A 26,019-nucleotide genomic window follows, 5' to 3' on the forward strand; every position below is an offset into this window, starting at 1 on the left:
TTCGGCTACGGTTGCCGCCATGATGCTTCGATCCGGCAATCCGGTCCTGCGACTGGGCACGCTGACATTTGCGGCGCTTTCGGTCCTGCTCGCTGCCGGCGGTACCGGATGGCCGCAATCCGCACCGCCGGCGCTCGGCTTGCAGGAGCAAGGACCGCAGGCCGCACCGGCGCCCTCGACAGCTCCTTCGTCGCCGCCGGCGCACGAGGAAAACCCCGGGCTGATCAACGAAATGGGCAAGCTGTTCGAAAAGCTGCCCTCGATCCTGCCGCCGATCAAAAGCCCGAGCGAGACCATGAACGATTTGTCGCGCCTGGCGAAGCCGTCGATCATGGTGTCGGGACGCGTGGCCTGTCCGGCCTCGTCGAACGGCGCGCCCGACTGCAAGCTCGCCGCCGACAAACTCTGCCAGAGCAAGGGCTACACGGAAGGCAAGAGCCTGAATGCCGACTCCGCGGAAAAGTGCTCGGCCAAGGTTCTGATCCCGGGCAGGCAACGCAAACCGGATGACTGCCGCACTGATACCTTCGTCACCAGCGCGCTGTGCCAGAACTGAGGACGTCGCGCGAGCAAGCAAGGAGCGCCCATGAGCCGCACGGAGCAGGACTTCCTCGGACAGCGTGAGATCGCCGACGACATCTATTACGGCGTCCAGACCATCCGCGGGAAGGAGAACTTCCACATCACCGGCATTCCGATGAACCAGGAGCCTTACTTCGTGAAGGCGCTTGGTTACGTCAAGAAGGCCGCCGCCATGGCCAACCGCGATCTCGGCGCGGTGGACACCAAAGTCGCGGAAGCCATCATCGTGGGCTGCGATCGCGTCATCGCCGGCGATATGATGGACCAGTTCGTCACCGACTTCATCCAGGGCGGGGCCGGCACCTCCACCAACATGAACGCCAACGAGGTGATCGCCAATCTCGCGCTGGAATCGCTCGGCTTTGCCAAGGGCGACTACCAGCACGTCAGCCCCAACGATCACGTCAATTACGGCCAGTCCACCAACGACACCTATCCGACCGCCTTTCGGCTGGCGCTGATCCTGCGGCTCGAGAGCTACATGACGGCGCTGCGTCAGCTCCAGGAGGCGTTCTTCGCCAAGGGCAGGGAGTTCGAGCGCGTGCTGAAGATGGGCCGCACCCATTTGCAGGACGCGGTGCCGATGTCGCTCGGCGCCGAATTCCGCGGCTGGGGCACCACCATGGGCGAGGAGGTCGATCGAATCTCCGAGGCCCGCGCGCTGCTGCGCGAGATCAATCTCGGCGCCACCGCGATCGGCACCTCCGTCACCGCGGCGCACGGCTATCCCAAGCTCGCGGTCCGGCATCTGAGCGCGCTCACCGGCGTCGACTTCATCCTAGCAGGCGATCTCGTGGAGGCGACGTCGGATACAGGCGCCTATGTGCAACTCTCCGGCGTGCTCAAGCGCACCGCGAGCAAGCTGACCAAGATCTGCAACGACATCCGCCTGCTCGCCTCGGGCCCGCGTGCCGGCTTCAACGAGATCAACCTGCCGCAGCTTCAGCCGGGCTCCTCGATCATGCCCGGCAAGGTCAATCCTGTCATCCCCGAGGTCGTCAACCAGACCAGCTTCCTCGTGATCGGGCTCGACACCACCGTGACGCTCGCGGCGTCCGCGGGTCAGCTCCAGCTCAATGTGATGGAGCCGGTGATCTCGTTCGCGCTGTTCTTCTCGATCCGCACCATGGAGCGCGCGGTCAACAGCCTGCGTGAGAATTGCGTCGTCGGCATCACTGCCAACGAGGAGCACACCCGCAACATGGTGCTGAATTCGCTCGGTATCGTCACGGTGCTGAAGCCGCTGCTCGGCTACAAGGACTGCGCCGAGATCGCGCGCGAGGGCTACAAGAGCGGCAAGTCGCTGCATCAGATCGTCGTCGTCGAGCGCAAGCTGCTGACCCAGGAGAAATGGGACGAGATGTTCTCGTTCGAGCGGCTGATCAATCCGGATTTGCTTGCGTGATGTCGTCGGTCCGCGCTGAATTCCGCGGCTTGGAATTGCGGTAACGGCGTCCCTCCACGGCGCTAAAACGCAATACTTGACAGTGGAAAGATTGCCTTGTTGGTATGGCTCCCAACTTCGATGTGACCGCCAACAGAGGATCGTCTCGCAATGTCCATGCCTGCCTTGTTCAAGGGACGCCTGTCGATCCCCGTGATCGGTTCGCCGCTCTTCATCATCTCGGTGCCCGATCTCGTGATCGCGCAGTGCAAGGCGGGCGTGGTCGGCTCGTTTCCGTCGCTGAACGCGCGGCCGCCGGAGCTGCTTGACGAGTGGCTGGCGCGCATCACCGAAGAGCTCGCGGCCTATGATCGCGCGCATCCCGACAAGCCGTCGGCGCCGTTTGCGGTCAACCAGATCGTGCACAAGTCAAACAACCGGCTCGACCACGACATGCAGCTCTGCGCTAAGTACAAGGTGCCGATGATTATCTCGTCGCTCGGCGCGCGCGAGGAGCTCAATCAGGCCGTGCACGGCTGGGGCGGCATCGTTTTCCACGATGTGATCAACCAGAAGTTTGCGCACAAGGCGATCGAGAAGGGCGCCGACGGCCTGATCCTGGTCGCGGCGGGCGCCGGCGGCCATGCCGGCACGATCTCGCCATTGGCGTTCGTTGCCGAGACACGAAAATGGTTCGACGGCCCGATCGCGCTGTCCGGCGCGATCGGCAACGGCAAGGCGATCCGCGCCGCGCGCATTCTCGGCGCCGACTTTGCCTATATCGGCTCGGCCTTCATCGCCACCAAGGAAGCCAATGCCGTCGAGAAGTACAAGGAGATGATCGCCGGCGCGACGGCCGACGACATTATCTATTCCAACCTGTTCACCGGCGTGCACGGCAACTATCTGAAGCCGTCGATTCTCGCCGCCGGCATGGATCCGGAAAACCTGCCGACGTCCGATCCTTCCAAGATGAACTTCGGCACCGACGCCTCCGGCGAGCGCGCCAAGCCAAAAGCCTGGAAGGAAATCTGGGGTTCAGGCCAGGGCGTCGGCAGCATCGACGGCATCGTGCCAGCCGCCGAAATGATCGCGCGCTTCAAGAAGGAATACGACGAGGCGGTCGATCCGCCGTTGTGAACTTCGCCGGGACGACAGCTTTTGCTCAGCACCGAATGTGCATCACGGAGAAACGATGCCCCCCATCTACCGCGTCGACGGCGACAGCGTCGTCACCAGCCCGGATGCCGCGGGCCCGTGGGACCGGCGTATGCAGCACGGTTCGGCGCCGGCCGCGCTGGTGACGTGGGCGGCTGAGCGCATTCCGACGCCAGTTGCAATGGACATCGCGCGCGTCACCATCGACCTGATGCGCCCGGTGCCGGTGGCACCACTCACGATCGCGACCGAGATCTTGCGCGAGGGCCGCAAGATCCAGCTCTGCGGAGTCAAGCTGCTCGCCGACGGCGTCCAGGTGGTCGGCGCCACCGTGCTCAAGATCAAGCGCCATGCACTGACGCTGCCCGAGCACGTCAAGGCGCTGCCGGTTACGCTGCCGTCGCCGGAGGACTCGCTGCTCGAGGACGGTCATGCCGCTACCAGCCCGTTCGTACGTTCAGTCTCGATGCGCGCTGCGCGCGGCCGCTTCGGGCAAGCCGGCGCCGGCGCGATCTGGTTTCGCGTCGACCATCCCCTGATCGCGGGCGAACCGCTCTCCCAGGCGATGCGCGCCGTGGTCGCGGCCGATTTTTCCAACGGCACCGCCTCGTCGCTCGATTTCCGCGCCTGGACCTACATCAACGCTGACCTCACCGTGAGCTTTGCGCGCCAGCCGGTCGGCGAATGGATCCTGCTCGACGGTGATTCCTGGATCGGCCCCGATGGTGCCGGGCTTGCGATGTCGCGGCTCGCCGACCGGCAGGGCTATTTCGGCCGAGCCGTGCAAAGCCTGGTGATCGAGAAGCGGTGAGGCACCTTATCTATCCCACCATCCGGCCCCGCCCGCTCCAAAAGCTCGCGCGCAGCATCTTCTTGTCGACCTTGCCGACGCCGGTCATCGGGAGTTGCTTGACGAACTGGATCTGCTTCGGTGCATGAGCCGAGCCTTTTCGCGTCTTCACCAGATTGATCAGTTCATCGGCGTCAGGTTTTGCGCCTTCGCGCAGGACGACGACAGCGGTCACGGCCTCGCCCCATTTCTCGTCGGGGATGCCGACGACCGCAACCATGGCCACATCGGCGTGCTGTGACAGCACGTCTTCGATTTCCCGCGGAAAGATGTTGAAGCCGCCGGAGACGATCATGTCCTTCTTGCGGTCGAGGATGAACATGTAGCCGCGATCGTCCTTACGAGCGATGTCGCCGGTGTGCACCCAGCCGTTCTTGAGCGTCTCGGCGGTGGTGTCGGGCCGCTTCCAGTACTCCGCCATCGCATGCGGAGCGCGCACGCAGATTTCGCCGGCCTCGCCCGTCTTCACCTCCTGGTCGTTGTCGTCGAGGATCTTGACCTCGCACGCCGCGATCGGGAAGCCACAGGACAGGAACAGTTCGGGCGTTTTGGGATCGTGATCCGCCTTGCGCAGCACCGAGATTGGGTAGCATTCGGTCTGGCCGTAGAGCTGCGAGAACACCGGCCCGATCCGTTCGATGCCCTCGACCAGCCGGCTCGGCGACATCGCGGAGGCGCCGTAGAGCACCAGCTCGAGCGAGGAGAGGTCGGTCCTGCTCAATGCGGGATGATCGAGCAGCACATAGACCATGGTCGGCACGAACAGCGTGAAGTTGATGCGCTCGCGTGCGATAGTCCCCAGCACCGCCTCGGGATCGAAACCCTTCAGCATGTGCACGGTGCCGCCCCGCATCAAGGTCGGTAGCACTTTCGTGCCGGCGACATGGCTGATCGGTGCCACCGCGAGGTAGCGCGCGCCATCGGGAATCTCGAAGTCGGCGAGGATCGCGGCCGCGGCTCCGGCATTTTCGCGGTGGTAGCGCAACGCGCCCTTGGATTTGCCGGTGGTGCCACCGGTGTAATTCAGCGTGGAGAGGTCGTCGGGTCGGGCGAGGCAATGCGCGCTGGCATGGCCTTCGATCTCGATCGCCTGCAAGAGATCGACGCCATAGTTGGCCGGTCCCGTGGTGAACACCGCCTTGAGCCAGGTCGCCTGCGCGGCGAGCTCGCCGCCGCGATCGTGGAAGGCGGCCGCATCGACCACCAGCACCTCGGCCTCGGAATCCTCGAGCTGGAACATCTGGTCTCCCGGCGATCCCAAAGGATGCAGCCAGGTGACGCAGAGCCGCGACAATTGCGCGGCAACGCCGGCGCACCAGGTGTCGGCGCGGTTCGCGGTGAGGAAGGCGACCCGCGCGCCGGGCTGCAATCCAAGCCGCATGAACACGCCCTGGATGCGCCCGATCAGGTCGATGGTGCCCTGATAGCTCAGCGATCCGCCGGGCCACGCGAACGCGGTTCGGCCCGGATAGCGCGACAGCGCCCGCAGCGCCTGCGCGCAAGTCGGGGACGATGCATGGAGCGGATCGGACATATGTTTCCTCGCTGCTTTGTTATCGGCTTCCGGCGTGCCAATGTTTACCGCGACGCTAGCACAGGGAATGCGGGATGGAACGACTAAGCCCGCGCGAGGGAGGCACGCGTGACGTCAGATCGGCTGCAACATTTCCACGGTCGTCTCGCCCTGCCGCTGATTGCCGCGCCGATGTTTCTGGTCTCGGGCGTCGAGCTCATGGTCGCGGCCTGCCGCAACGGCGTGATCGGCAGCTTCCCCACCGCGAATTGCCGTAGCACCGAACAACTCGATGAATGGCTCACCGACATCGAAGCGCGGCTGCGGCGGCATGAAGATCAAACCGGCCGAAAGGCCGCGCCGCTTTGCCCAAACCTGATCGTGCACCGCTCCAATGCACGGCTGGAGCAGGATCTCGCCGTGTTGCTGCACCACAGGCCGGAGATCGTCATCACCTCGGTCGGCTCGCCCACGACGGTGCTCAAGCCGCTGCACGACGTCGGCGCATTGGTGCTTGCGGATGTTGCCTCGATCCGCCACGCCGAACGCGCGGCGGAAGCAGGTGCCGACGGGCTCGTGCTGCTTACCGCCGGCGCGGGCGGGCAAACCGGCTGGCTCAACCCGTTCGCCTTCGTCCGCGCGGTGCGTGCGTTCTACGATGGCATCATCGTGCTCGCGGGGGGCATCAGCGACGGCCACGCATTGCGCGCGGCCGAAGTGCTCGGTTGCGATCTCGGCTACATGGGTACGAAGTTCATCGCGACGCGGGAGAGCATGGCGGATGAGCGTCACAAGCAAATGCTGGTCGACGGCAGCGCGGACGACATCTTGCTGACCACCGCGTTCACGGGCCTGCAGACCAGCATGCTCAAGCCGTCGATCCTGGCAGCCGGTCTCGACCCCGACGATCTGCCGGCGCGCGGTGCAATCGACGTCGGCAAGGACATCGACGTCAACGCGCGCGAGAGCCGCCCCGAGCGCTGGCGCGATATCTGGAGCGGCGGGCATTCGATATCGGGTGTAACCGAAGTGATGGAGGCCAACGATCTCGTCGCGCGGACGGTCGCGGAGTATCGAGAGGCGGGTGGCCGCCTCTCCCCGTAAAACCCGGAGACCGACAGGGCCCGTCGCCTCCATCACAGTTAATCGAGCGCTCCTTAGAAGCGGTCACTTAACGGCAGATTAACCATCGATCGCCCAGAATCCCCTCAGGCGCCAATCAGGACCGAGAGGGACAGGCGATGGACTTCGACTTTCTCAACGCCAAGACGGCGGCTTCGCTGGACGAAATTCGCGTTCGCGTGGCCCATGCGCTGGCCCGCCACCCGCTGTGCCGCAATGTTCGCTTCGACATCGTCAGCGTCCCCCGCACCCGCCGGGGCGGCAATTGGACGGTGGCGCTGCAATCGGTCGAGCCGCGTGGAGTCTGGGAGGCCTCGGAGATCGTGGCCGACATCCAGGACGCTTACGATCTGGCGCTAGCTGCTTGATTTTGTTGACCTTTCCAGATGATGTCGCCGCAGTCCGCGCGATTGCCGCCGCGATGGCACGGTTAAGCCTTAATTTTCGCCCAGTTTGCGGGCAGTGATCACGTGGACTTGAAGCCGGTTGCGGAGAGACGTTTGTCGAAAGCCATCACCATCGTCGTGCTGACCTGCTTCCTCGTCCTCGGCGCCGCCACCACCGCCATTCTCGGCCGCGACAGCGTGCCCAGCGTCAGCGCCGAAATGATCACGCAGGCGCCGGCGCCCAAGCTGCTTGCAACCAATCGGGCCGCCAAGGCCGACCGTCTGGTTCCGACGCTGGCGCTAGCCTCGGCCGCCATCGACCCGGTTCAGGTTCCGGCGGACAAGCTCTCGCAAATGCCCGTGCTGACCGAGCCGCTGCGTCAGGCGTTTGCCGCCGCCACGCCATCCGATTTCCCGATGCCCAAGGCGAGCGTGAACGAGGCTCCGGCCGCTGCAGAGATTCCTGCCGTCGAAGTCCCGGCCAAGCCGAAGGTCGTCGCCAAGCCGCAGCCGCAGAAATCCTATTCGCTGTTGTCCGACGTACAGATTGCGGGCATCAGGGACCGTCTGAAGTTGTCGTCGTCGCAGGAATATTACTGGCCGTCGGTCGAGACCGCGCTGCGCAACGTTGTCCGCAAGATCTCGGCAAACAAGCTGTCCAATCCGAACGTGCAGGGCGTGCCGATCGATCCCAATTGCGACGAGGTCCAGCAGTTGAAGTCGGCCGCGATGCCGCTGCTGTTCCAGCTGCGTGACGACCAGAAAGAGGAAGTGCGCAAGCTCGCCCGCATCATTGGGCTCGAGAAGGTGGCGCAGCAGATCTGACGCGCAAGTTCCTTCCGGAACTGCGGCTATATCGGGAACATCCTGCAATTGACAAGCGTTGCCCGCTCCAAAGAGGGAGTGGACCAATGCGCGCCTCGACAGCCTATTTCGTCGGTGCAGGAACCATCGTCGCAGCCATCGCCATTGGTCTCGGCGGCGGCATTGTCGCCGGCAATATCATGAATCCGGTCTCGCCCAAGCAGGGGCCTGATACCAGCAAGATCGCGCAGCGCGCTGACGCCAAGCCCGCCACGACGGAAGCGCCATCCGAGCGCCTGCAATATCTCACCGGCTCGCAAGCCTTCGGCGCCATGGTCGCCGCGCCAGCGCAGGCCGAAGCCAAATCCGACGCCAAGGCCGAGTCCAAGCCTGAGGCAAAGTCCGAAGCGGTGAAGCCCGACACGCAGACCACTCAAGCCAACGCTGAACAGCCAGCGCAACAGCCTTCGCAGGCGGCAGCGGTGGAGCCCCCGAAACCGCCACCGGCGTCGCCTCCGCAAGTCGCAAAGCCTGCCGAGCGGCAAGCATCGACAGAGCCGTCATCCTCATCCGACAACGCCTATGCCAAGGCCAGGGATTCTGACGTCAAGCGCGCCACGTCTGAACGGCGCCGGACGGAGCGCCGTGAGCGCTGGGCCGAGCGCCGCCACTACGATTTCCGCGAGCCGCGTGGGATGCGCGACCGCACCGATTGGGACGACGTCGCGCGCAACATCCGCGAAGATGCCGATGCGCGCGAGGTCCCGAGCAGGCCGCGCGGCGGCTTTCCGCAGATCAGGCTATTCGGCGACGACGATTAGCGTCCATCCTCGCCGTCGTGCGCGCGCCCGACCTATGACCGGCGCATCGACGTCTATGGCCTGACGGCTTTGACGCCGCCGAGATTTGTGTTGTGGACGCGAGCACTCACCCGCCGTGTGACTCCACGACCTTGCGGCAGCCGTCCGAAAGCTTCGACTTGTTCTCGCGCAGGCAGGCATTCATCTGTGGCGGCTTGCCGATATGTTCGGCGCAGAATTTGTTCGCGTCGCTTCGGCAGGTCATCTGCTCCTGCGGCGTCGGACCGGATTGCGCAGCGGCGGTCTGGGCGGTAGCGGCGAGCAGCAGCACGGCAAGAACCGAGATCTTCATAAAACACCTCCTTGGGAATGTCGTTGGTCCCGCCTGGGATCAAGCGGGCCGGACCATCTCGCGAGCGCCGGGCGCAGGTCCATGCCATGTTCATGGCATCGGCCAGCCCGTCCCGCCGCCGTACCCCCATTTTCATGGCATGTATCAGCGCGCCGTCTTTTGTCATTCAGGCTGCACGTCGGCCGCGAGACCCGGTGATTGCATCGGGCCGCCGAACGGGAAGCAGGAGAGCAAGATGTCGAAAAGAGCGGGAGCGCTGAGCGCCGGGCTGACAATTTTGGCGCTGGCAGGTGCGGCGACGGTCTCGCTGGGCACGAGCCCGGCGCAGGCGGTGGTCTATTGCAAGACGGTCGGCATACCCAAGGGCTGCGTGGTGCGGCCGAGAGCGGCAGTGGTCGCTGCGCCGGCCGCCGCAGTCGCGGTCGCGACGCCCGGGGTCGGTGCGCCCGGTGTCGGCGTGCGCGCGGGCACGCCGATGAATCGCGGTGGTCCGGTCAATCGCGTCGGCGTGCGCTGAGAAAGACGAAAGAGTTCGGGCGAAGGAGCATTGCGGACGAACCCCCGTCTTCCGCAGGCAAATCATCCGGCCCGTCCCTCTCTCCGCGCGTCCCACACGTTCGGAGAGGGGGCTTTTCAGCCGACGGCGGCACCGCTGTCGGGGAAAATCTGCGGCAATTGCAGCCGCACGCGCGTGCCTGAGGAATCCGAGCTCAGATCGAGCATCGCCCCGCAGCGCGCGGCACGGCTCCTCATGTTGCGAAGCCCCCGCGCGGTCTGGCCCGCGTCGGTGGCTCTGCCGCTGCCGACCGGCGCAGAACCGTTCGCAAAGCCCTTGCCATCATCCGCGACCTTGATCACACCGAACGGCCCCTGACCTTCGTTGACCGTCTCGATGGTGACCGCGATGCGGCGGGCCTGTGCGTGCTTGACCGCGTTGGTCACGGCCTCGTCGAGGATGCGCACGATCTGGATGACATGCCATGGCCTGAGCTCGGGATGCAGCGGCAGCCCCTGCGGCGTGGCCACGTGCCAGTCGAGCGCGATGTCGTGCGGTCGCAATTGCGCGGTCGCTCGCTCGCGCCAGGAGCCGAGTGCGAGCATCAGGTCGCCGCCGATGTCGTCCATGGAGTCGATGACGAGGCGGAGGTCCTTCAGCGCCGCACGGGCAGCGTCGGTGATGGTCGCGCCCTCGTGCCCGCGCTCGGACAGTGCCACGATGCTGATGAGCTGGCCGCCGAGGCCGTCATGCAGGTCGCGCATCAGCCGCGTGCGCTCATTGGCGAGCGCGGCTGCCCTTGCACGCTCCTCCTCGCGGGCAAAGCTCGCCTTCAGCCGCTCCTCGGCCTCACGTACGCGCGTCACGAGCTGGTCGGCAAAGCTGTCGACCTGGTTCAGCGCGCGCGCGAACCGCCAGGTCAAACCGGCGCCGATCGCGACCAGCATCGCCGAGTAGGACAGGCGCGAGAGGAAGATGCGCTCGTCGGTCACGATCTCGAACACCGACAGCATGTCGTGGACCCAGCAGATCAGCACAATGGTCACCGCGCAGCCGAGCGTGAAGCTTGCCGCGTCCTGCCGCCGCACCACCGCGGCAGCGGTGACGCAGGCCATCAGGAGCAGGCAGAGACCGACGGTAGGAATGCCAAGCAGGAGAAACAGAATGCGCGGCAGCGGCGGGCCGGCGATCAGTCCGACGCCGAACACGACGAGCCCCGGCGCGAACAGCAGCATGCCGTAGCGCGGCCAGCGCCAGCCGAAGAACAGCACGCCGAAGACGACGACCAGGGCGCTCTCGATCGGTGCGGACGCGAGCAATACCGCGGCGAGCCGGGACGTGTTGAGGGGGGCACCGGTGGCGGCGCAAAGGCCTGCACTACGCCGAGTACCATCGCCACGGCCAGCACGCCGTAAACCGGCTCGCGGCGGCGCATCAGCCACATGATCGCCAGGATGACGGCGAGGATCGACTGCCAAGCGGAGAACACCACGGGCAACGTGACGAACATCAGCGTGCGTGTCTCGTAGGCCGGCCGCAAGGCCGCATCCGGCCCGACATAGACGGTGTCGAGAAAGCCCTTGAGCGGTCCCCAAACCAACAGCCGTACCGCGATCTCGTTCGCGCCCTCGCGCAGCAGCGAGGACGGGATCGCCCCGATCTGCGGAGTGTTGCGGTCGGGCCGGTTGGCGTTGGCATCGCGTCGGGAATCCAGGATGACGACGCCGTTGATTGAGACTTCCACCGCGTTGCTGAAGCGCGGCAGGAATACCGACCATCCCGACGCGACATCGCCGCGGCGGAACGTGAAGGCGCCGGTGTAGAGCGGCGGGTCGGCCAGGGAATAGCGTGACGACGTGAAATGCGGCAGCGTCACGGGACGTGCCACGCCGTCCTCGCGCAGCGAGAATTCGCTCAGCGCAAAGTCGTCGGGGTCGCTGGGCTGGAGCAGCCGCAGCCCGAGGACGGTCGCGACCACTATCAGCGCCTGCAGCAGCAGATAGGGCACGAGACGCGAGACCAGCAGCCGGCGCCGCCCGGGTTTGACCGGTGCCTTGGCCACGATCTCGCTCACAGCTTGATCAGGCCCTGCTGCACCGCTTCGAACACCGCTTCGCTGCGGGTGTGCACTTCGAGCTTGCGATAGATGTTCTTGATGTGGCCGGGCACGGTCTGCCGGGACAGGCCGAGATGGCTTGCGATCTCGGCGTAGCTGAAACCTTTGGCAATGCCCCAGAGGATATCGATCTCGCGTGGGGTGAGCCTTGCGGTGTTGAGCGCGGGGCCCGGCGGAGGCTCGGCCGCATTCTGCGCGGAACCTTGCGTCCTGCGCACGATGAAGCGGGCGATCGAGGCCGAGATCGGCGAATGGCCGGCGACAAGATCGCGCACGGTGGTGGCGATATCAGTGGGGAACGCATCCTTCAGGAGATAGCCGGTGGCGCCAACCGTGATCGCGGAGATCACACTTTCTTCGTCGCCGAGCGCCGAGATCACCATGATCTCGGTGTCGGGAAAGCGTTGCCTTGTCTCGCGGATCAGCTCGACGCCGTGGCCGTCGGGCAGCCGCAGATCGGTGAGCAGCACGCGCGGCACAGCCGCGCTCAGCGCCGAACGAGCCTCTCCCAGCGTACCGGCGCTTCGCACCTCGTAGCCGGCCTTGACCAGCGCGTCCTGGAGCCGCCAGCAGGTCGGCGCGTCGTCCTCGACGAGGAGGATGGTGATGGCTTCACCCGTCTCGCCCTGTTCGGTCATGATCATCGTCGTCCTGCACCGCGTGTCCCCCGCGGCGCAGGGCCAAGTTTAGCCGCGGTGCGGGCGCCGCGACACCCATAATCATGGTGTCGCAAGGCATCGGTCTGGCGTTCCCGACGCGATGCCTACTGCTTCGTCGCACTGGCTCGTCCGGCGGCATGGGCGGGCCCGGCAGTCGCTGCACCAGATGCGCGCGGTACCGGCATTGTTCTTGTAGAACTGCTGATACGGCTCCTTGATCACGTCGAGCTTCGTCGGCCGCAGTCATGTCGCCGGAGGTTTGGCCTGACGCCCACGGCGGCACCGGGAAGTGAGATAGGCCACAGACGGGTTGACTTACGGGAGAAGACCCTCGAAATCATCCCGGAGCCAGCCTAGGGCCCTTGACGGATTGAAGCCTGCACCATGGTCGGATTGATCCTCCCGGCTCCGATGTCACGCCTGCAGCGTCTGGCCGGCCGTGTTGCGCTGGCGATTGCTCTGATGCTGGCAGCGGCGACGACCGCGCAGGCCGACAAGCGAGTGGCGCTGGTCCTTGGTGTGTCCAACTACCAGAGCGTCGCGCGGCTGGCCAATCCTGACAACGACGCCGCCGCCATCAGCGACGTGTTCAAGCGGATGGGGTTCGATATCGTGGAGCTTCGCCGCGATCTCGGCGTCATCGAGATGCGGCGGGCGGTGCGCGATTTTGCTGCGGTTGCCGCGGATTCCGACATGGCCGTGGTCTATTACGCCGGTCACGGCATCGAGGTGAACGGCGCGAATTTCCTGATTCCGGCAGATGCCAGGCTGCAGAGCGATTTCGACGTCGAGGACGAGGCGGTTCCGCTGGACCGGATTCTCCAGGCGATAAATCCGGCGAAGCGGCTGCGGCTCGTCATCCTCGATGCCTGCCGCGACAATCCGTTTGCAGAGCGGATGACACGCAGTGTCGCCACGCGTTCGATGGGCCGCGGCCTCGCCAAGATCGAGCCCGCCACGGCGGATACGCTGATTGCGTTCGCCGCCAAGGCCGGCGCGGTCGCCGGCGACGGCGACGGTGCGCACAGCCCGTTTGCGACCGCGCTCCTCAATCATTTGGCGACACCGGGCCTCGACCTTCGCCTGACGCTTGGCCGGGTTCGCGACGAGGTGCTCAAGAGCACGGGGCGGCGGCAGGAGCCCTTCGTCTACGGATCGCTCGGCGGCGACACCGTGGCGCTGGTGCCGCTGATTGCCCCAAAGGTCGATCCGGACGCGGAGTCCCAGCGGGACTACGAATTTGCGGCGCAGATCGGCACAAGGGAGGCGTGGACCTCGTTTCTCGGCGTTCACGGTAGCGGCCCCTACGCTGTGTCTGCTCATGCGGCCCTCGACAAGCTGGATGCGGCGGAGAAGGCCCGTGAAAAGGCAGACCTGCTGAGGCGGCAAGCCGAACAGCAAGCCAGGCAGAAGAACGAGGATGTCAAGAAGCAGATCGGGGAGCAGGCTGCGCGCCAGGCCGAGCAGGCGAAGCTCCAGGTCTCAGAACAGGCCCGGCGCGATCTGGAGAAGGAGCGCCAACGCATCGCCGACCAGGCCAAGCGCGAGCTCGACGATGCCCGGCGGCAGGTTGCGGAGGCGCGCCGGCAGGCGGAGGATGCGGCCCTTCAGGTCGAGCAGGCAAAGAAGCAGGCCGCGCTGGACGCGCAGCAGCAGATCGAGGCCGCAAGGCGCGAACAGGAACAGCGCGAGCGGGAGCGACAGGCCACACTCGCCGCGGTAACTCCGCCGGCTGCGCCTGCCCCTGCGTCGGTTGTCGTGCCGGCAATGGATCCGGCGGATATTGCACGCCTGCTCCAAGCCCATCTGAAGCGCGTCGGCTGCGATCCCGGGACCACCGACGGTGCCTGGACGGCGCCGTCGCAAAAGGCGCTCGACAATTTCAACCGAAACGCCGGCACCAGATTCGACGTCAAAGTTGCCAGCCTCGATGCGCTCGATGCGGTGCGCGGCCGGCCCGATCGTGTCTGTCCGCTGGTGTGCGCCAAGGGACAAAAGGCAGAAGGCGATCGTTGCGTCCAGATCGTCTGCGACGGCAATGACGTGCTGGATGCCCAGAGCGTGTGCCGGCGGCGTCCCGATCCGCCGCCGCAGAAGCCAAAGGCGGTATCGCGCCAGGAGCCGAGCCCGCGCGGTCGCGCACGTCCGTCCGGCGGAGCCGATTCATGCGGAGGCAGCTGTGAGGGTGATTGAGACCGGTGCCGAGAGCACGGTGCCTCGGCAGCTCACAGGCTGGGAACGACGTTGACGTTGACTTTCAGATTCAGGAACGTGCGCTTGCCGGCGCCGTCCTCGAAGTAGAGTCTGCTCTCGAAATGGTCGCTGCCGGTAAAGCCGGAATTCGGCCGGTACACAGCCTTCGTCGAGTTGACCAGGCTGTAGATCCGTTCGCCGGAGAGACGACGACGTCCTGGCCCACGAACGGACCCAGGGATTGGAAATTGAACCCGCAACCGCGGTCTTGCGCGACCCGCATCGGGATGACGACATTACAACCCTGGCAGATGTTGAAATGCGGGCGACGGCAAGCTGCGTTGGCATTCAAGCCGTGGGCGTTTCCGTAGCTCTTGTAGCCCGGGCGCATCTTGTCGGCGCTCGCAGTGCCGGAAAGAAGCAACGAGGCGCTGGTTACAATCGACAATACAACTGTCATGAAAGGACGGATCATTCTGAAAACCCCTTGGCGGCCAACGAAGCAAAAGCGATTTATGCCGACATAGAAGCTCAAGCGCCCCGGGGAGGCAAGTATCTGCGGAAGGTTGCTGGACAGCTTCCCAATGCCATGCCCCTTCCACTATCATTTCGAACAGGGAGGCGCCCGGCAGGACACTGCGCGGCGGCAACCGTCTCGCCTGACGGCCGGGCCTGATGTGTGATCGATGGCACAGACCCGAGGGCGGACCGCTATCGAAATAGTACTCATATCGATTGCAGCCACATTGCTGACGCGTGGAGCGAAGCCTGCATCATGATCCGATTGAGCCCTTCAGTCCCGATGTTGCGTTCAAGCCGGTTGGTCTGCCGGCTTGCGCTGTCGATGTTGTGGATGCTGGCAGCGGCGACGACCGCGCAGGCCGACAAGCGAGTGGCGCTGGTCCTTGGTGTGTCCAACTACCAGAGCGTCGCGCGGCTGGCCAATCCCGACAACGACGCCGCCGCCATCAGCGACGTGTTCAAGCGGATGGGGTTCGATATCGTGGAGCTTCGCCGCGATCTCGGCGTCATCGAGATGCGGCGGGCGGTGCGCGATTTTGCTGCGGTTGCCGCGGATTCCGACATGGCCGTGGTCTATTACGCCGGTCACGGCATCGAGGTGAACGGCGCGAACTTCCTGATTCCGGCAGATGCCAGGCTGCAGAGCGATTTCGACGTCGAGGACGAGGCGGTCCCGCTGGACCGGATTCTCCAGGCGATAAATCCGGCGAAGCGGCTGCGGCTCGTCATCCTCGATGCCTGCCGCGACAATCCGTTTGCAGAGCGGATGACACGCAGTTTCGCCACGCGTTCGATGGGCCGCGGCCTCGCCAAGATCGAGCCCGCCACGGCGGATACGCTGATTGCGTTCGCCGCCAAGGCCGGCGCGGTCGCCGGCGACGGCGACGGTGCGCACAGCCCGTTTGCGACCGCGCTCCTCAATCATTTGGCGACACCGGGCCTCGACCTTCGCCTGACGCTTGGCCGGGTTCGCGACGAGGTGCTCAAGAGCACGGGGCGGCGGCAGGAGCCCTTCGTCTACGGATCGCTCGGCGGCGACACCGTGGCGCTGGTGCCGCTGATTGCACCGCCGATCGATCCGAACGCGGGAGCCCGGCGGGATTATGAGCTTGCAGCGCAGGCCGGCACCAAGCAGGCCTGGCTTTCCTTTCTCGCCGTTCATGCCACCGGCATCTATGCCAACTTTGCGCATGCGGCGCTCGACAAGCTCGAGGCCGCAGAAAAAATCAGCGAAAACGCCGATGCCGTACAGCGGCAGGCCGAGCAGCAGGTCCGGCAGAAGAGCGACGATTTCAGGAAACAGATCGAGGAGCAGGCGGCGCGTGAGACGGAACGGGCCACGCAGCAGATCTCCGAGCAGGCCCGGCGCGATCTGGAGAAGGAGCGCCAACGCATCGCCGACCAGGCCAAGCGCGAGCTCGACGATGCCCGGCGGCAGGTTGCGGAGGCGCGCCGGCAGGCGGAGGACGCGGCCCTTCAGGTCGAGCAGGCGATGAAGCAGGCCGCGCTGGAGGCGCAGCAACAGATCGAGGCGGCGAAGCGCGAGGCAGACCGGCGCGAGAAGGAGCGCCAGGCTACGCTTGCCGCTCTGACCCCGCCCGCCGCGCCCGCTGCTGCTCTCGCCGTGGCGCCGACTAGCGTGCCAGCGATGGATCCTGCGGACATCGCCCGCTTGCTCCAGGCGCACCTGAAGCGTGTCGGTTGCGATCCCGGTGCGGCCGATGGCGCCTGGACTGCACCGTCGCAAAAGGCGCTCGACAGCTTCAACAGATATGCCGGTACGAAATTCGACGTGAAGGTCGCAAGCCTCGACGCGCTCGATGCGGTGCGCGGCCGGCCCGATCGTGTCTGTCCGCTGGTTTGTGCGAGGGGGCAAAAGGCGGTTGGCGACCGCTGCGTCCAGATCGTCTGTGACAACAAATTCGTGCTGGACGCCCAGGGCGTGTGCCAGCGGCGTCCCGATCCGTCGCCCCAGAAACCAAAGGCGGTGTCCCGCCACGAACCGAGCCCGCGCGCGCCGTCTGCTCCGGCCAGCAGCGAGGGCGGCAAATGTCATACCTATGGCGGAAAACAGTACTGCCAGTGATGCGGCGTTGCTCGCCCTGGGTTGACGGGGTGGCGAGATCCTCGCGTCCGTCCAGGATGGCCCCTCTACGAAGCCTCTGCCCGCGGCGGCGGATATCGCCGGGCCAGCGCCGACAACGGCAAGTGTCGCTCGCCCTCAGGTAGCTCGAGATAGGCGAGCACGAGCGGCCGTTTCCAGTCACCGACGCCGAAATCCATCGCCATCCATTTCTGCGGTTCGGGGCCCTCAAGACCGCGCACCCAGACGAAATAGCGGGGGAGATCGTCGGCTTCCGTTTCCCTCACGCGTCTCCTGGCCATCAAAGCTGCTCGCTGTATCGTTACGTGTTGCCACACGATATGGGGACTGGCCTGGCAAAGTCGAACCGTCGAGGGAGGGGATGCCGGGAAGCACGCGGCCCTCTCCTGGCGAAGTGTCCGAAGGATGCGAGCCGTACATCCGCGAGGAAGCTCCGATTTGATCTTTCGATACTGTCCTTCTAGCCTCACGGTGACGTCTCCCGCGCACGGATGGTGCGAACGCAAGGGTTTGTTCAGTGAGGATTCTGATTGTCGAGGACGATGCCGCCATGGCGCGCGGCCTTGCCGAGCGGCTCAAGCTGTCCGGGTTCGCCGTCGATATCGAGTCTGAAGGGGCTTCGGCAGCGCAGACCGCCTTGCTGGAACCCTACAGCCTCATCATCCTGGACATCAACTTGCCGAACGTGTCGGGTTTCGGAGTCCTACACAAGATACGGCAAGCCGGGTCGACCGTTCCGGTCATGATTCTGACTGCCCGTTACGCGACCGGCGATAAGGTCAGCGGGCTCGATCTCGGCGCCGACGATTATCTCTCCAAGCCATTTGATATCGCCGAATTTGATGCGCGCGTTCGTGCGCTCGTGAGAAGGGGACAGGGGCTTCCAAATCCAACCTTGATCTGTGGCCCGCTCGCGTTCGACCGCGCCGCGGGCACGATTACACTGAGCGGCCGGCCGCTTGAATTGCGACGGCGCGAGTTTGCCGTGCTGGAAGTGCTGATGACCCGCGCCGGCAAAGTCGTCTCCAAGGAGCGCCTGATCGCGGAGGTATTTGGCTTCGACGAGGCGGTAGCGCCGAACGCGGCGGAACTCTATGTTGGTCGCGTTCGCCAGAAACTCGGTCCTGACGGGCCGCGAATCCGAACCGTCCGCGGGCTAGGCTATCTGCTGGAGGTACAGTGATCGCCACCTGGCGGCCGTCGTTGAGGCGAACGCTCCTCACCAATCTGGTGGCGCCCGCCATTGTATTGGCGATGGTGCTTGGAATCGGCGGTATGTTGCTGATCCAGCGCGTTGTGCAGACAGTTCATGACCGGTTGCTCGATGGGTCGGTTCTCGCCATCGCCGAACGCGTCGGCGTGGAAGATGGCGAACTGACGGTCGACTTGCCGCAGGTTGCGCTCGGCATGCTGGAAAGCCAGTCGCACGACAGCATCTATTACAGCGTGACTTACCTCGGCGAATTGATCACCGGTTACAAGGATCTTCCACTGTCCGGCTTCGATCGATTGAAGGCTGGCGAAACCGGCCATCGCGATGGCGCGTATCGCGGCAAAACGGTTCGTATCGGCGCGCAGGCGCGGCAGGTCTACGGCAGGCCGGGGCTGGTCCTCGTCGCAGTGGCCGAAACGGTGCAGGCGCGCCGCGTCGTCGAAAGTGAAATGCTGATCGGACTGGCGATGCTCGAGGCCGGGTTGATTAGCCTGATCGCTTGCCTCGGCTGGTACGCCGTCGATCGAGGCCTGAGGCCGCTTGGCGAGCTCAAGCAAGAAATCGACGCGCGCGGTATTCAGGGCGGTCCAAATCTCAGTCCGCTCGACCTTTCCCGGGTGCCGCAGGAAGCTTTAGCACCGGCGCTCGCGGTAAATTCCCTGCTACAGCGGCTGGATCTGGCCATCGGACTGGTGCGCCGATTCACAGCCGATGCCTCGCATCAGATGCGAACCCCATTGGCGATACTGCGGACGCATCTCGATCTGGTGCGACGCCTGGGGTCGGAAACGCCGGCGGGCCAATCTGCCCTCGACGAGGTCGATAACGCCATCAACCGCCTTGAACGGCTGCTCGGGCAGCTCGTGACACTGGCACGGGCCGACGAGCAGAACATTGCGCAACCGGCCGCGGAGAACGTTGACCTGAATGAGGTCGCCTTCAATGTCCTGTCGGAGCGTGCCCCACAGGCTTTCGCGAACGACATCGACGTCCAGTTCGATCGATCCGACTGTCCCGCGGTCATCGCCGGCAATACGGTCCTGATTGGCGAATTGCTGGCAAACCTGATCGACAATGCGATCCGCTACAACCGCCCCGGGGGGATGGTCCTGGTTCGCGCGGTTGTTGACGCCACGACCGCGCGAATTGAAGTCGAGGATACCGGTCCGGGAATTCCGGAGGCCCATCGGGCCCGCGTCTTCGAGCGTTTTTATCGGATTCCGATGGCGAACGGCCCTGCAGGCAGTGGTCTTGGACTGGCCATCGTGAAAGCCTTGTCGGACCGTCTCGGGGCCCAAATCGTGCTTGCACCTGGCCCGGAAGGCCGGGGTCTGCGGGTTTCCGTGAGCTTTCCTCTTGCCAAGCGTGATGGTGAAAGCTCAAGTTGAGGCCGGATTGTGCGCTGCCGTACGAATGGCTGCGGTCCTGAACAACTGAAGTCCGCAAAGCGGCTCATGGACGAGGAAACGTCACGATGTCGGCTGCCAAAGCCTTGGCCTTGTGCGTCGGGATCTTGCTGACGTGGCCTGCCATGTCGGAGCAGGCACAGCTCGGCCCTCTCAAAGGGCAAGCATCCGCTATCGCCGGAGCTCGAGAGCAACTCAACATCGTATCGACGACCCAGGACGCGGACGTCGCCGACTTGCTTGCCGATTTCCGGGCAAGTCATCCGGACATCGAGATCGTCCATACAAAGATCAACTCGAACGATATCTACAATCAAGTCGTGGATCCCTCGACCTCCAGTGCAGCACCCGGAGACATTGTCTGGAGCTCCGCGATGGATCTGCAGATCAAGCTCGTCAATGACGGCTATGCTCAACCCTATGTCTCGAAGGAAATTGCGCATATCCCGGATTGGGCCATCTGGAAAGACGAAGCCTATGCCATCACGGCGGAGCCGATTGTCATTGTTTATAACAAGAACCTCGTTGCGGAGTCCGATGTACCCCGAACCCGCACTGACCTGAAGAGCCTTCTAAGCCGAAAGCCTGACATCTATCGAGGTAAGATCGCAACCTATGACCCGGAGCAGAGCGGGACCGGTTTCCTGTTCATCACGCGCGATGCCGGAATCACCAGGACAACGTGGGATTTGGTCCGTGCGTTTGGCAGCGCCGGTATCAAGCTCTATTCGACCACCGGAACGGTGCTTGATCGGATTTCATCCGGCGAACATCTGCTCGCCTACAATATGATAGGGTCTTACGCGATCGAACGGGCCAAGGAAGATGCCTCTATCGGAATCGTGTTTCCTGCCGACTACATCACCTTGATGTCGCGAATAGCCTTTATACCCGTCACCGCGCCCCACCCGGAATCCGCGAAATTGTTTCTTGATTACCTGCTTTCAGAACGCGGCCAGAAATTTCTCCTGGCCCGGTCAGTCGGTCCTGTGCGCCTCGGTCTCGGCGCGGAAGGCGTGATACCTGCGGATCGCAGCGGCGCAGTCAAGCCGATCCATATTGGTGCAGAATTGCTCACCTATCTCGATCAATCGAAACGAGCGAGCTTCCTCAAAGAGTGGCGCCGCGCGTTGCAGGATCGATAGAAATCCAGGGATCTGGATTTCAGACGGAATAACATCCGAGAGAAGCCCCCCATATCTGCCGGCTCATCAAGCGCGTCGTCTTCAAACCGATTTTCTTGCGGAGTGCGGCAGCGACAGGTTGGTGACAGGCAGCTGATATACGATGAGGCAGCAATCGTAGCTTGAACGATCGCTCCTCGCGTATCGGTCAATCCGGCCGCGATCAAGTTTGCAACACCTGCAAGACGGGTGAACAAGACAAAAAAACATAAACGATAAAAGGGAGGACGGCATGACGGTTACCACCGGACAGTCGAAGCTTGGCATGGTGCTCCGCGTCACCAGTGGCAACTTTCTTGAGATGTTCGACTTCTTTCTGTCGGGCGTCTACGCGTCGTACATCGCCAAGGCATTCTTCCCACTCGAAAATGAATACGCGTCACTGCTGCTGACCTTCGTTGCGTTTGGCGCAGGCTTTCTGATGCGCCCGCTCGGCGCCATCATCCTCGGCGCCTACGTGGATCGGATCGGCCGGCGCCAAGGCCTGATCGTTACACTGTCGATCATGGCTGCCGGCACGGTGCTCATCGCGTTCGTGCCAAGTTACGCAACCATTGGCATATTGGCCCCGATCCTCGTCTTGATCGGACGCCTGCTGCAAGGCTTCTCGGCTGGCGTCGAGCTTGGTGGGGTTTCCGTCTATCTCTCGGAAATGGCCACACCGGGAAAGAAGGGTTTTTACGCCAGCTGGCAATCGGCAAGTCAACAGGTCGCGATCATCGTCTCGGCCTCGCTGGGTTTCGCTCTCAATGCATGGCTTGCACCGGCGCAGCTTGACGATTGGGGCTGGCGTATTCCGTTCTTCATCGGCTGCCTGATCGTTCCTTTCGTATTCTTCATTCGACGCTCGCTGCAGGAAACCGATGAATTCCTGGCGCGGAAGCATCATCCGACACCCCGCGAGATCTATCGCTCCATCCTCGCAAACTGGAGCATTGTGCTTGCCGGGATGATGATGGTGATCATGACCACGGTGTCGTTCTACCTCATTACCGTCTACACGCCGACATTCGGCAAATCGGTCCTCAAGCTGACCGCGGCCGATGGCCTGATCGTGACGATTTGCGTGGGAATATCGAACTTCATCTGGCTTCCCATCATGGGCTCGTTGTCCGATCGGATTGGTCGTCGGCCGATCCTCATCGCCTTTTCGACTTTGGCATTTCTGACTGCATATCCCGCGCTTTCCTGGTTGGCCGCAGGCCTGACGTTCCCGAAGATGCTGACGGTCCTACTTTGGTTGTCTTTCATCTACGCCAGCTACAACGGCGCGATGATCGTCGCATTGACCGAAGTCATGCCGGTGGGTGTACGAACGTCGGGATTCTCCCTCGCATATAGTCTGGCAACGACGTTCGGCGGGTTTACGGCAGCGATCTGCACCTGGCTGATCGCTGCCACTGGTGACAATGCGTCGCCGGGATATTGGATGAGCGCGGCAGCGCTCTGTGGTCTGGCCGGGACGTACCTCGTTTACAGGCCGCAACAACGACGCGCGCTATCCGGCGCCAATTCGGTCGAGACGGTGATAGGGACGTGACCACCAAAGTGCTCGATGACGTCGACCGTCATCGAGCAAGCACAGTCCTCGAATAATTGCATCGAAGGAAATTGCCGATGAGCGTGACGATCGTCGTGCGCAGGCTAGTTGCGCTAAGCTTGCTGATTGTCTTGGCGGCCGCGGCTGGAATCGCCAAGGCGTCCGAAGTCAGGGTCATGATCTCGGGAGGCTTGGCGACGCCTTATAAGGAGCTCGTACCGCAATTTGAACGCGCGACGGGAAATACGGTCGTCACGGCCTATGGCCCCTCGATGGGAACGACGGAGAACGCCATCCCCGTGCGACTGGCACGCGGCGAGGCGGCGGACGTGCTCATCATGGTCGGCGACGCGCTTGGCGAGATGATCGAGCAGGGCAGGGCGGTCAGAACCAGCCGCGTCGACCTGGTACGCTCGCCAATCGGGATCGCGGTACGCGCCGGAACGCCAAAGCCTGATATCGGTACTCCTGACGCATTGAAGCAGGCACTGTTGAACGCGAAGTCAGTTGCATACTCCGACAGCGCCAGCGGCGTCTATGTGGGCACCGAGCTGTTCAAGCGTCTCGGGATCGCCGCCGAGATGAAGGACAAGGCCAAAATGATTCCGGCGGAGCCGGTCGCGAGTGTTGTTGCACGCGGTGACGCCGAACTCGGCTTTCAACAGATCAGTGAACTTCTGCCGATCGCTGGAGCCGACCTTGTCGGGCCGCTCCCGCCAGACGTCCAGAAAATCACGATCTTTTCTGCAGGCATAACCTCCGGTGCCAGTCAGCCGGAAGCCGGACGGGCTCTGATTGCCTTCCTCGCTTCCGCTGCTGCTGCTCCGGCCCTGAAAAAAGCGGGTCTCGATCCCTTTGCAGCATCGGAGAAATAGACCGCTTCAGATCTGCGCGAGGCGGACGATTCCAGCGAAGGGGGACTTGATAATGAAGCAGTATCTCAACAGCTTCGGCGCACGCCAGACACTTGTCGTCGGTGCAAAGAGCTACGCCTACTATTCGCTTGCCGCAGCGGAAAAGAATGGCCTTCCCAGCATCTCCAGAAGCTCGCGATCGAGATCCGCGAGTCCGATGGTGCGAATAAGGCCATCATACCCTTGACCTGCCGCATCGATACGCTCGACGAGCTTGAATATTTCCGCAACGGCGGAATTTTTTCAATACGTCCTGCGCCAACTCGCTGCCTGATCGTCAACCCGAAACGAGGACGCCATGCCAACGAATTCCGCGCCGCTACCGAGGATCGAAGCGGAAACCATGCGCCGCATTACATGGCGCCTGCTTCCGTTTTTCATGGTGTGCTATTTCATTTCATACGTTGACCGCGTCAATGCCGGGTTTGCGGCCCTGCAAATGAACAAGGATCTGGGCCTGACGCAGGCTGCCTTCGGGGCGGGCGGGGCGCTGTTCTATATCGCCTACATTCTTTTCGAGGTCCCCAGTAATCTGGCGATGCAGAAAGTTGGCGCGCGGATCTGGATCGCGCGCATTATGATCACATGGGGGATAGTCGGTATTCTCTCCGCTTTCGCGGTAGGGCCGATTACTTTTTATCTGAGCCGCTTCTTGTTGGGTGCAGCGGAGGCCGGGTTCTTTCCTGGTGTGATCCTGTATCTGACCTTCTGGTTTCCGGCGGCCTATCGCGCACGGATCGTTGCGGTTTTCATGGTGGCGATACCGCTATCGAGCTTTTTGGGATCGCCAATATCCGGCGCTTTGCTGGCGATGGATGGCGTGCTCGGCCTTCGTGGTTGGCAATGGCTTTTCATCGTTGAAGCCATTCCGGCCGTCCTGCTCGGCCTGGTCTCGTTCTTCGGGCTTCCGAACAAACCCGCTGATGCAAAATGGCTCGAGCCGGAGGCGCGCAATTGGCTCGACGCGCGCCTGCAGTCGGAACGATCGATGGCGAAGCAGGTCGGCCACATGTCGCTGTGGCAAATTCTGACCAACAAATATGTGCTCATCCTCGGTTTGATCTATGCGGGAAGCTCGGCCACGAGCAACGCGTTGTCGCTGTGGCAGCCTCAGATCGTGAAATCGTTCGGGATGTCCAACATGGAGACCGGCTTCCTGAATGCCATCCCATTTGGCATCGCCTCCGTTGCGATGATCTTTTGGGGAAGATATTCGGACAGGTCGAACGCCCATGCCCAAAACACCGCAATACCACTTGCGTTATGCGCAACGGCGCTGCTTGCGACCATGCTCACGAGCTCATTACCCGTGACGCTTGCTATTCTGAGCGTGGTCTTGATCGGTAATTATTCGATCAAGGGACCATTCTGGGCCCTGGCGACTGGGACACTCTCTCCGGCAACTGCTGCGGCCGGAATTGCCGGCATCAATACCCTGTCGCACATCGGCACTTCTGGCGCGGTGTGGCTGCTCGGCGTCATTAAGGAGGCGACGGGTAGCTTCCCCATGGCCTTGATACCGCTGGCTTTGCTTCAAATCGCCGGGATCATCGCGGTGCTTTGGATCAGCAAGCAGGAAACGCTACCCGCCACCTCCGCCGCAAGCCCCGTACATTGAGTGCAAGGCAGCATGTCTGACATTCACAAAACCCCGCGGCTCTCATCTTCGAGGACATAGTAATGCCTGCTCAATCCAAACCGAAGCGGCCCGCTACGCTCATTCCAGGCGATGGTATCGGCCCCGAGATCGTGAAATCGGCCGTCGACATTCTCGAAGCGCTCGGCTCTCCATTCGAATGGGACATCCAGCAGGGTGGCCTGGCCGCGATCGAGGAAAGCCGTGATCCGCTGCCGCAGGCGACGCTGGACAGCATCCGACGTACGCGGCTCGCCCTGAAGGGCCCGCTAACGACGCCGGTGGGGGGAGGATTCCGCTCGATCAATGTTCGTCTGCGCGAAGAATTCGGCCTTTACGCCAATTTGCGGCCGGTTCGAAGCATGGTTCCCGGAGGACGATTCGACGAAATCGATATCGTGCTGGTGCGCGAGAACCTCGGCGGGCTCTATGTCGCTTTCGAACACTATATTCCAATTGGGGAGGATCCGCACGCGGTCGCCATTTCGACCGGGGTCAATACGCGTGAAGGATCGCGCAAGATCATCGAATTCGCATTCGACTACGCGCTCAAGAACGGTCGCAAGAAGGTGACCGTCGTGCACAAGGCCAACGTGCTGAAGGCGCTGACCGGCATCTTTCTCGAGGTCGGTCACGAGGTTGCAAAGAAGTACGAGGGCAGGGTCAAGATGGACGATCGCATCGTCGATGCCACGGCGATGCAGCTCGTCATGAATCCCTGGCAGTTCGACGTCATCGTCACCACCAATTTGTTCGGCGACATCCTGTCCGATCAGCTCGCCGGGTTGGTCGGCGGTCTCGGCATGGCTCCCGGTGCCAACATCGGTCCGGATGCGGCGATCTTCGAGGCCGTGCACGGCTCGGCGCCGGATATCGCCGGCAAGGGAATCGCCAATCCGCTCGCTTTACTGCTGGCGGTCGGGCTGATGCTGGAGCACATTGATCAGCCTGATCTCGCAAACCGTCTTAGAGCGGCAATTGATCAGGTCTTGCGCAAGGACGGCGTTCGCACGCCCGATCTGGGCGGCAAGGCGTCTACTGGCGACTTCACGCAAAGCATCATCCGTCGATTGGGAGGCTAAGCA

Annotated in this window: 23 protein-coding genes and 1 pseudogene; 18 read left to right on the forward strand and 6 right to left on the reverse strand. The window is 63.3% G+C overall.

The genetic code is table 11. The features are described 5' to 3' along the window. Positions 1 to 19: 19 nt before the first annotated feature. From AB3L03_RS20780 to AB3L03_RS20795, 4 genes are all read left to right on the forward strand, one after another. Positions 20 to 556 (forward strand): hypothetical protein, encoded by a 537-nt coding sequence (locus tag AB3L03_RS20780; RefSeq protein WP_368506975.1) that lies wholly within the window; start codon positions 20 to 22, stop codon positions 554 to 556. 30 nt (positions 557 to 586) lie between these two features. Continuing rightward, positions 587 to 1,987, forward strand: coding sequence for an aspartate ammonia-lyase (locus AB3L03_RS20785; RefSeq protein WP_085361116.1), 1,401 nt, complete (start codon positions 587 to 589; stop codon positions 1,985 to 1,987). 150 nt (positions 1,988 to 2,137) lie between these two features. Continuing rightward, entirely contained in the window at positions 2,138 to 3,106 is a 969-nt protein-coding gene (locus AB3L03_RS20790) for a nitronate monooxygenase family protein (protein WP_204512512.1), read from the forward strand. Between the two features lie 55 nt (positions 3,107 to 3,161). Beyond that, positions 3,162 to 3,935 carry a thioesterase family protein gene (locus AB3L03_RS20795; RefSeq protein WP_368506976.1) on the forward strand — a complete coding sequence of 258 codons (774 nt, stop codon included), beginning with the start codon at positions 3,162 to 3,164 and terminating at the stop codon, positions 3,933 to 3,935. A 10-nt stretch (positions 3,936 to 3,945) separates the two neighbouring features. On the opposite strand, the gene AB3L03_RS20800 is transcribed toward AB3L03_RS20795, so the two are convergent. Beyond that, positions 3,946 to 5,508, reverse strand: a complete 1,563-nt coding sequence (locus AB3L03_RS20800; protein WP_018453150.1) for an AMP-binding protein — start codon at positions 5,506 to 5,508, stop codon at positions 3,946 to 3,948. A gap of 108 nt (positions 5,509 to 5,616) precedes the next feature. Here AB3L03_RS20800 and AB3L03_RS20805 point away from each other — a divergent pair, with 108 nt between their 5' ends. The 4 genes from AB3L03_RS20805 (at position 5,617) to AB3L03_RS20820 (ending at position 8,620) form a co-directional block, all read left to right on the forward strand. Continuing rightward, positions 5,617 to 6,591 carry a nitronate monooxygenase family protein gene (locus AB3L03_RS20805; RefSeq protein ID WP_204512511.1) on the forward strand — a complete coding sequence of 325 codons (975 nt, stop codon included), beginning with the start codon at positions 5,617 to 5,619 and terminating at the stop codon, positions 6,589 to 6,591. 137 nt (positions 6,592 to 6,728) lie between these two features. Continuing rightward, the gene (locus tag AB3L03_RS20810; RefSeq protein WP_018453152.1) at positions 6,729 to 6,977 is read left to right on the forward strand and encodes a hypothetical protein; all 249 of its coding nucleotides are present in this window, start codon (positions 6,729 to 6,731) and stop codon (positions 6,975 to 6,977) included. Between the two features lie 132 nt (positions 6,978 to 7,109). Continuing rightward, entirely contained in the window at positions 7,110 to 7,820 is a 711-nt protein-coding gene (locus AB3L03_RS20815) for a hypothetical protein (protein ID WP_018453153.1), read from the forward strand. Positions 7,821 to 7,906: 86 nt separating this feature from the next. Beyond that, a complete protein-coding gene (locus tag AB3L03_RS20820; protein WP_085350794.1) occupies positions 7,907 to 8,620 on the forward strand; it encodes a hypothetical protein in 714 nt (237 codons plus the stop codon). Positions 8,621 to 8,726: 106 nt separating this feature from the next. Here the strand turns inward: AB3L03_RS20820 and AB3L03_RS20825 are convergent, their stop codons facing one another. Further along, a complete protein-coding gene (locus tag AB3L03_RS20825; protein ID WP_018453155.1) occupies positions 8,727 to 8,951 on the reverse strand; it encodes a cysteine rich repeat-containing protein in 225 nt (74 codons plus the stop codon). Between the two features lie 235 nt (positions 8,952 to 9,186). On the opposite strand from AB3L03_RS20825, the gene AB3L03_RS20830 reads away from it, so the two are divergent. Further along, complete coding sequence (locus AB3L03_RS20830; protein WP_026232471.1) at positions 9,187 to 9,468, forward strand: hypothetical protein; 282 nt, start codon at positions 9,187 to 9,189, stop codon at positions 9,466 to 9,468. Between the two features lie 116 nt (positions 9,469 to 9,584). On the opposite strand, the pseudogene AB3L03_RS20835 reads toward AB3L03_RS20830, so the two are convergent. Both AB3L03_RS20835 and AB3L03_RS20840 read right to left on the reverse strand, forming a co-directional pair. Further along, positions 9,585 to 11,521, reverse strand: a pseudogene (locus AB3L03_RS20835) (ATP-binding protein). Then, entirely contained in the window at positions 11,518 to 12,201 is a 684-nt protein-coding gene (locus tag AB3L03_RS20840; protein ID WP_018453158.1) for a response regulator transcription factor, read from the reverse strand. The pseudogene AB3L03_RS20835 and the gene AB3L03_RS20840 overlap by 4 nt, the downstream one beginning before the upstream one ends. Before the next feature lie 405 nt (positions 12,202 to 12,606). On the opposite strand from AB3L03_RS20840, the gene AB3L03_RS20845 reads away from it, so the two are divergent. Continuing rightward, the gene (locus tag AB3L03_RS20845) at positions 12,607 to 14,415 is read left to right on the forward strand and encodes a caspase family protein (protein ID WP_204512508.1); all 1,809 of its coding nucleotides are present in this window, start codon (positions 12,607 to 12,609) and stop codon (positions 14,413 to 14,415) included. A 32-nt stretch (positions 14,416 to 14,447) separates the two neighbouring features. Here the strand turns inward: AB3L03_RS20845 and AB3L03_RS20850 are convergent, their stop codons facing one another. Next, positions 14,448 to 14,576 carry a hypothetical protein gene (locus tag AB3L03_RS20850; RefSeq protein ID WP_368506977.1) on the reverse strand — a complete coding sequence of 43 codons (129 nt, stop codon included), beginning with the start codon at positions 14,574 to 14,576 and terminating at the stop codon, positions 14,448 to 14,450. A 692-nt stretch (positions 14,577 to 15,268) separates the two neighbouring features. Here AB3L03_RS20850 and AB3L03_RS20855 point away from each other — a divergent pair. After that, positions 15,269 to 17,023, forward strand: a complete 1,755-nt coding sequence (locus AB3L03_RS20855; protein WP_368506978.1) for a caspase family protein — start codon at positions 15,269 to 15,271, stop codon at positions 17,021 to 17,023. A gap of 65 nt (positions 17,024 to 17,088) precedes the next feature. Here AB3L03_RS20855 and AB3L03_RS20860 read toward each other — a convergent pair whose 3' ends face one another. After that, positions 17,089 to 17,322, reverse strand: a complete 234-nt coding sequence (locus AB3L03_RS20860; protein ID WP_204512505.1) for a hypothetical protein — start codon at positions 17,320 to 17,322, stop codon at positions 17,089 to 17,091. A 236-nt stretch (positions 17,323 to 17,558) separates the two neighbouring features. Here AB3L03_RS20860 and AB3L03_RS20865 point away from each other — a divergent pair, with 236 nt between their 5' ends. From AB3L03_RS20865 to AB3L03_RS20895, 7 genes are all read left to right on the forward strand, one after another. Further along, positions 17,559 to 18,224: a response regulator transcription factor gene (locus AB3L03_RS20865; protein WP_204512504.1), complete on the forward strand. Its 666-nt coding sequence runs from the start codon at positions 17,559 to 17,561 to the stop codon at positions 18,222 to 18,224. After that, positions 18,221 to 19,642 carry a sensor histidine kinase gene (locus tag AB3L03_RS20870; protein ID WP_204512503.1) on the forward strand — a complete coding sequence of 474 codons (1,422 nt, stop codon included), beginning with the start codon at positions 18,221 to 18,223 and terminating at the stop codon, positions 19,640 to 19,642. Before AB3L03_RS20865 ends, AB3L03_RS20870 begins: the two co-directional genes overlap by 4 nt. Positions 19,643 to 19,728: 86 nt before the next feature. After that, a complete protein-coding gene (locus tag AB3L03_RS20875; RefSeq protein ID WP_204512502.1) occupies positions 19,729 to 20,805 on the forward strand; it encodes an ABC transporter substrate-binding protein in 1,077 nt (358 codons plus the stop codon). Between the two features lie 271 nt (positions 20,806 to 21,076). Beyond that, positions 21,077 to 22,384: an MFS transporter gene (locus tag AB3L03_RS20880; protein ID WP_368506979.1), complete on the forward strand. Its 1,308-nt coding sequence runs from the start codon at positions 21,077 to 21,079 to the stop codon at positions 22,382 to 22,384. A gap of 77 nt (positions 22,385 to 22,461) precedes the next feature. Further along, positions 22,462 to 23,259, forward strand: a complete 798-nt coding sequence (locus AB3L03_RS20885) for a substrate-binding domain-containing protein (protein ID WP_085350788.1) — start codon at positions 22,462 to 22,464, stop codon at positions 23,257 to 23,259. Between the two features lie 337 nt (positions 23,260 to 23,596). Next, entirely contained in the window at positions 23,597 to 24,916 is a 1,320-nt protein-coding gene (locus tag AB3L03_RS20890; RefSeq protein WP_026232474.1) for an MFS transporter, read from the forward strand. Between the two features lie 62 nt (positions 24,917 to 24,978). Beyond that, the gene (locus AB3L03_RS20895) at positions 24,979 to 26,016 is read left to right on the forward strand and encodes an isocitrate/isopropylmalate dehydrogenase family protein (RefSeq protein ID WP_204512500.1); all 1,038 of its coding nucleotides are present in this window, start codon (positions 24,979 to 24,981) and stop codon (positions 26,014 to 26,016) included. Positions 26,017 to 26,019 lie beyond the last annotated feature (3 nt).

It is taken from the genome of Bradyrhizobium lupini (assembly GCF_040939785.1).
In the GTDB taxonomy this organism is placed as follows: Bacteria; Pseudomonadota; Alphaproteobacteria; order Rhizobiales; family Xanthobacteraceae; genus Bradyrhizobium; species Bradyrhizobium canariense_D.

Bases quoted from the DNA above. Each gene is read 5' to 3' on its own strand.
- AB3L03_RS20820 (WP_085350794.1), top strand. From the start codon at position 7,907: ATGCGCGCCTCGACAGCCTATTTCGTCGGTGCAGGAACCATCGTCGCA.
- AB3L03_RS20895 (WP_204512500.1), top strand. From the start codon at position 24,979: ATGCCTGCTCAATCCAAACCGAAGCGGCCCGCTACGCTCATTCCAGGC.
- AB3L03_RS20825 (WP_018453155.1), bottom strand. From the start codon at position 8,951: ATGAAGATCTCGGTTCTTGCCGTGCTGCTGCTCGCCGCTACCGCCCAG.
- AB3L03_RS20875 (WP_204512502.1), top strand. From the start codon at position 19,729: ATGTCGGCTGCCAAAGCCTTGGCCTTGTGCGTCGGGATCTTGCTGACG.
- AB3L03_RS20795 (WP_368506976.1), top strand. From the start codon at position 3,162: ATGCCCCCCATCTACCGCGTCGACGGCGACAGCGTCGTCACCAGCCCG.
- AB3L03_RS20790 (WP_204512512.1), top strand. From the start codon at position 2,138: ATGTCCATGCCTGCCTTGTTCAAGGGACGCCTGTCGATCCCCGTGATC.
- AB3L03_RS20860 (WP_204512505.1), bottom strand. From the start codon at position 17,322: ATGGCCAGGAGACGCGTGAGGGAAACGGAAGCCGACGATCTCCCCCGC.
- AB3L03_RS20885 (WP_085350788.1), top strand. From the start codon at position 22,462: ATGAGCGTGACGATCGTCGTGCGCAGGCTAGTTGCGCTAAGCTTGCTG.
- AB3L03_RS20785 (WP_085361116.1), top strand. From the start codon at position 587: ATGAGCCGCACGGAGCAGGACTTCCTCGGACAGCGTGAGATCGCCGAC.
- AB3L03_RS20840 (WP_018453158.1), bottom strand. From the start codon at position 12,201: ATGACCGAACAGGGCGAGACGGGTGAAGCCATCACCATCCTCCTCGTC.
- AB3L03_RS20830 (WP_026232471.1), top strand. From the start codon at position 9,187: ATGTCGAAAAGAGCGGGAGCGCTGAGCGCCGGGCTGACAATTTTGGCG.
- AB3L03_RS20810 (WP_018453152.1), top strand. From the start codon at position 6,729: ATGGACTTCGACTTTCTCAACGCCAAGACGGCGGCTTCGCTGGACGAA.
- AB3L03_RS20890 (WP_026232474.1), top strand. From the start codon at position 23,597: ATGCCAACGAATTCCGCGCCGCTACCGAGGATCGAAGCGGAAACCATG.
- AB3L03_RS20800 (WP_018453150.1), bottom strand. From the start codon at position 5,508: ATGTCCGATCCGCTCCATGCATCGTCCCCGACTTGCGCGCAGGCGCTG.
- AB3L03_RS20780 (WP_368506975.1), top strand. From the start codon at position 20: ATGATGCTTCGATCCGGCAATCCGGTCCTGCGACTGGGCACGCTGACA.
- AB3L03_RS20855 (WP_368506978.1), top strand. From the start codon at position 15,269: ATGCTGGCAGCGGCGACGACCGCGCAGGCCGACAAGCGAGTGGCGCTG.
- AB3L03_RS20845 (WP_204512508.1), top strand. From the start codon at position 12,607: ATGGTCGGATTGATCCTCCCGGCTCCGATGTCACGCCTGCAGCGTCTG.
- AB3L03_RS20880 (WP_368506979.1), top strand. From the start codon at position 21,077: ATGACGGTTACCACCGGACAGTCGAAGCTTGGCATGGTGCTCCGCGTC.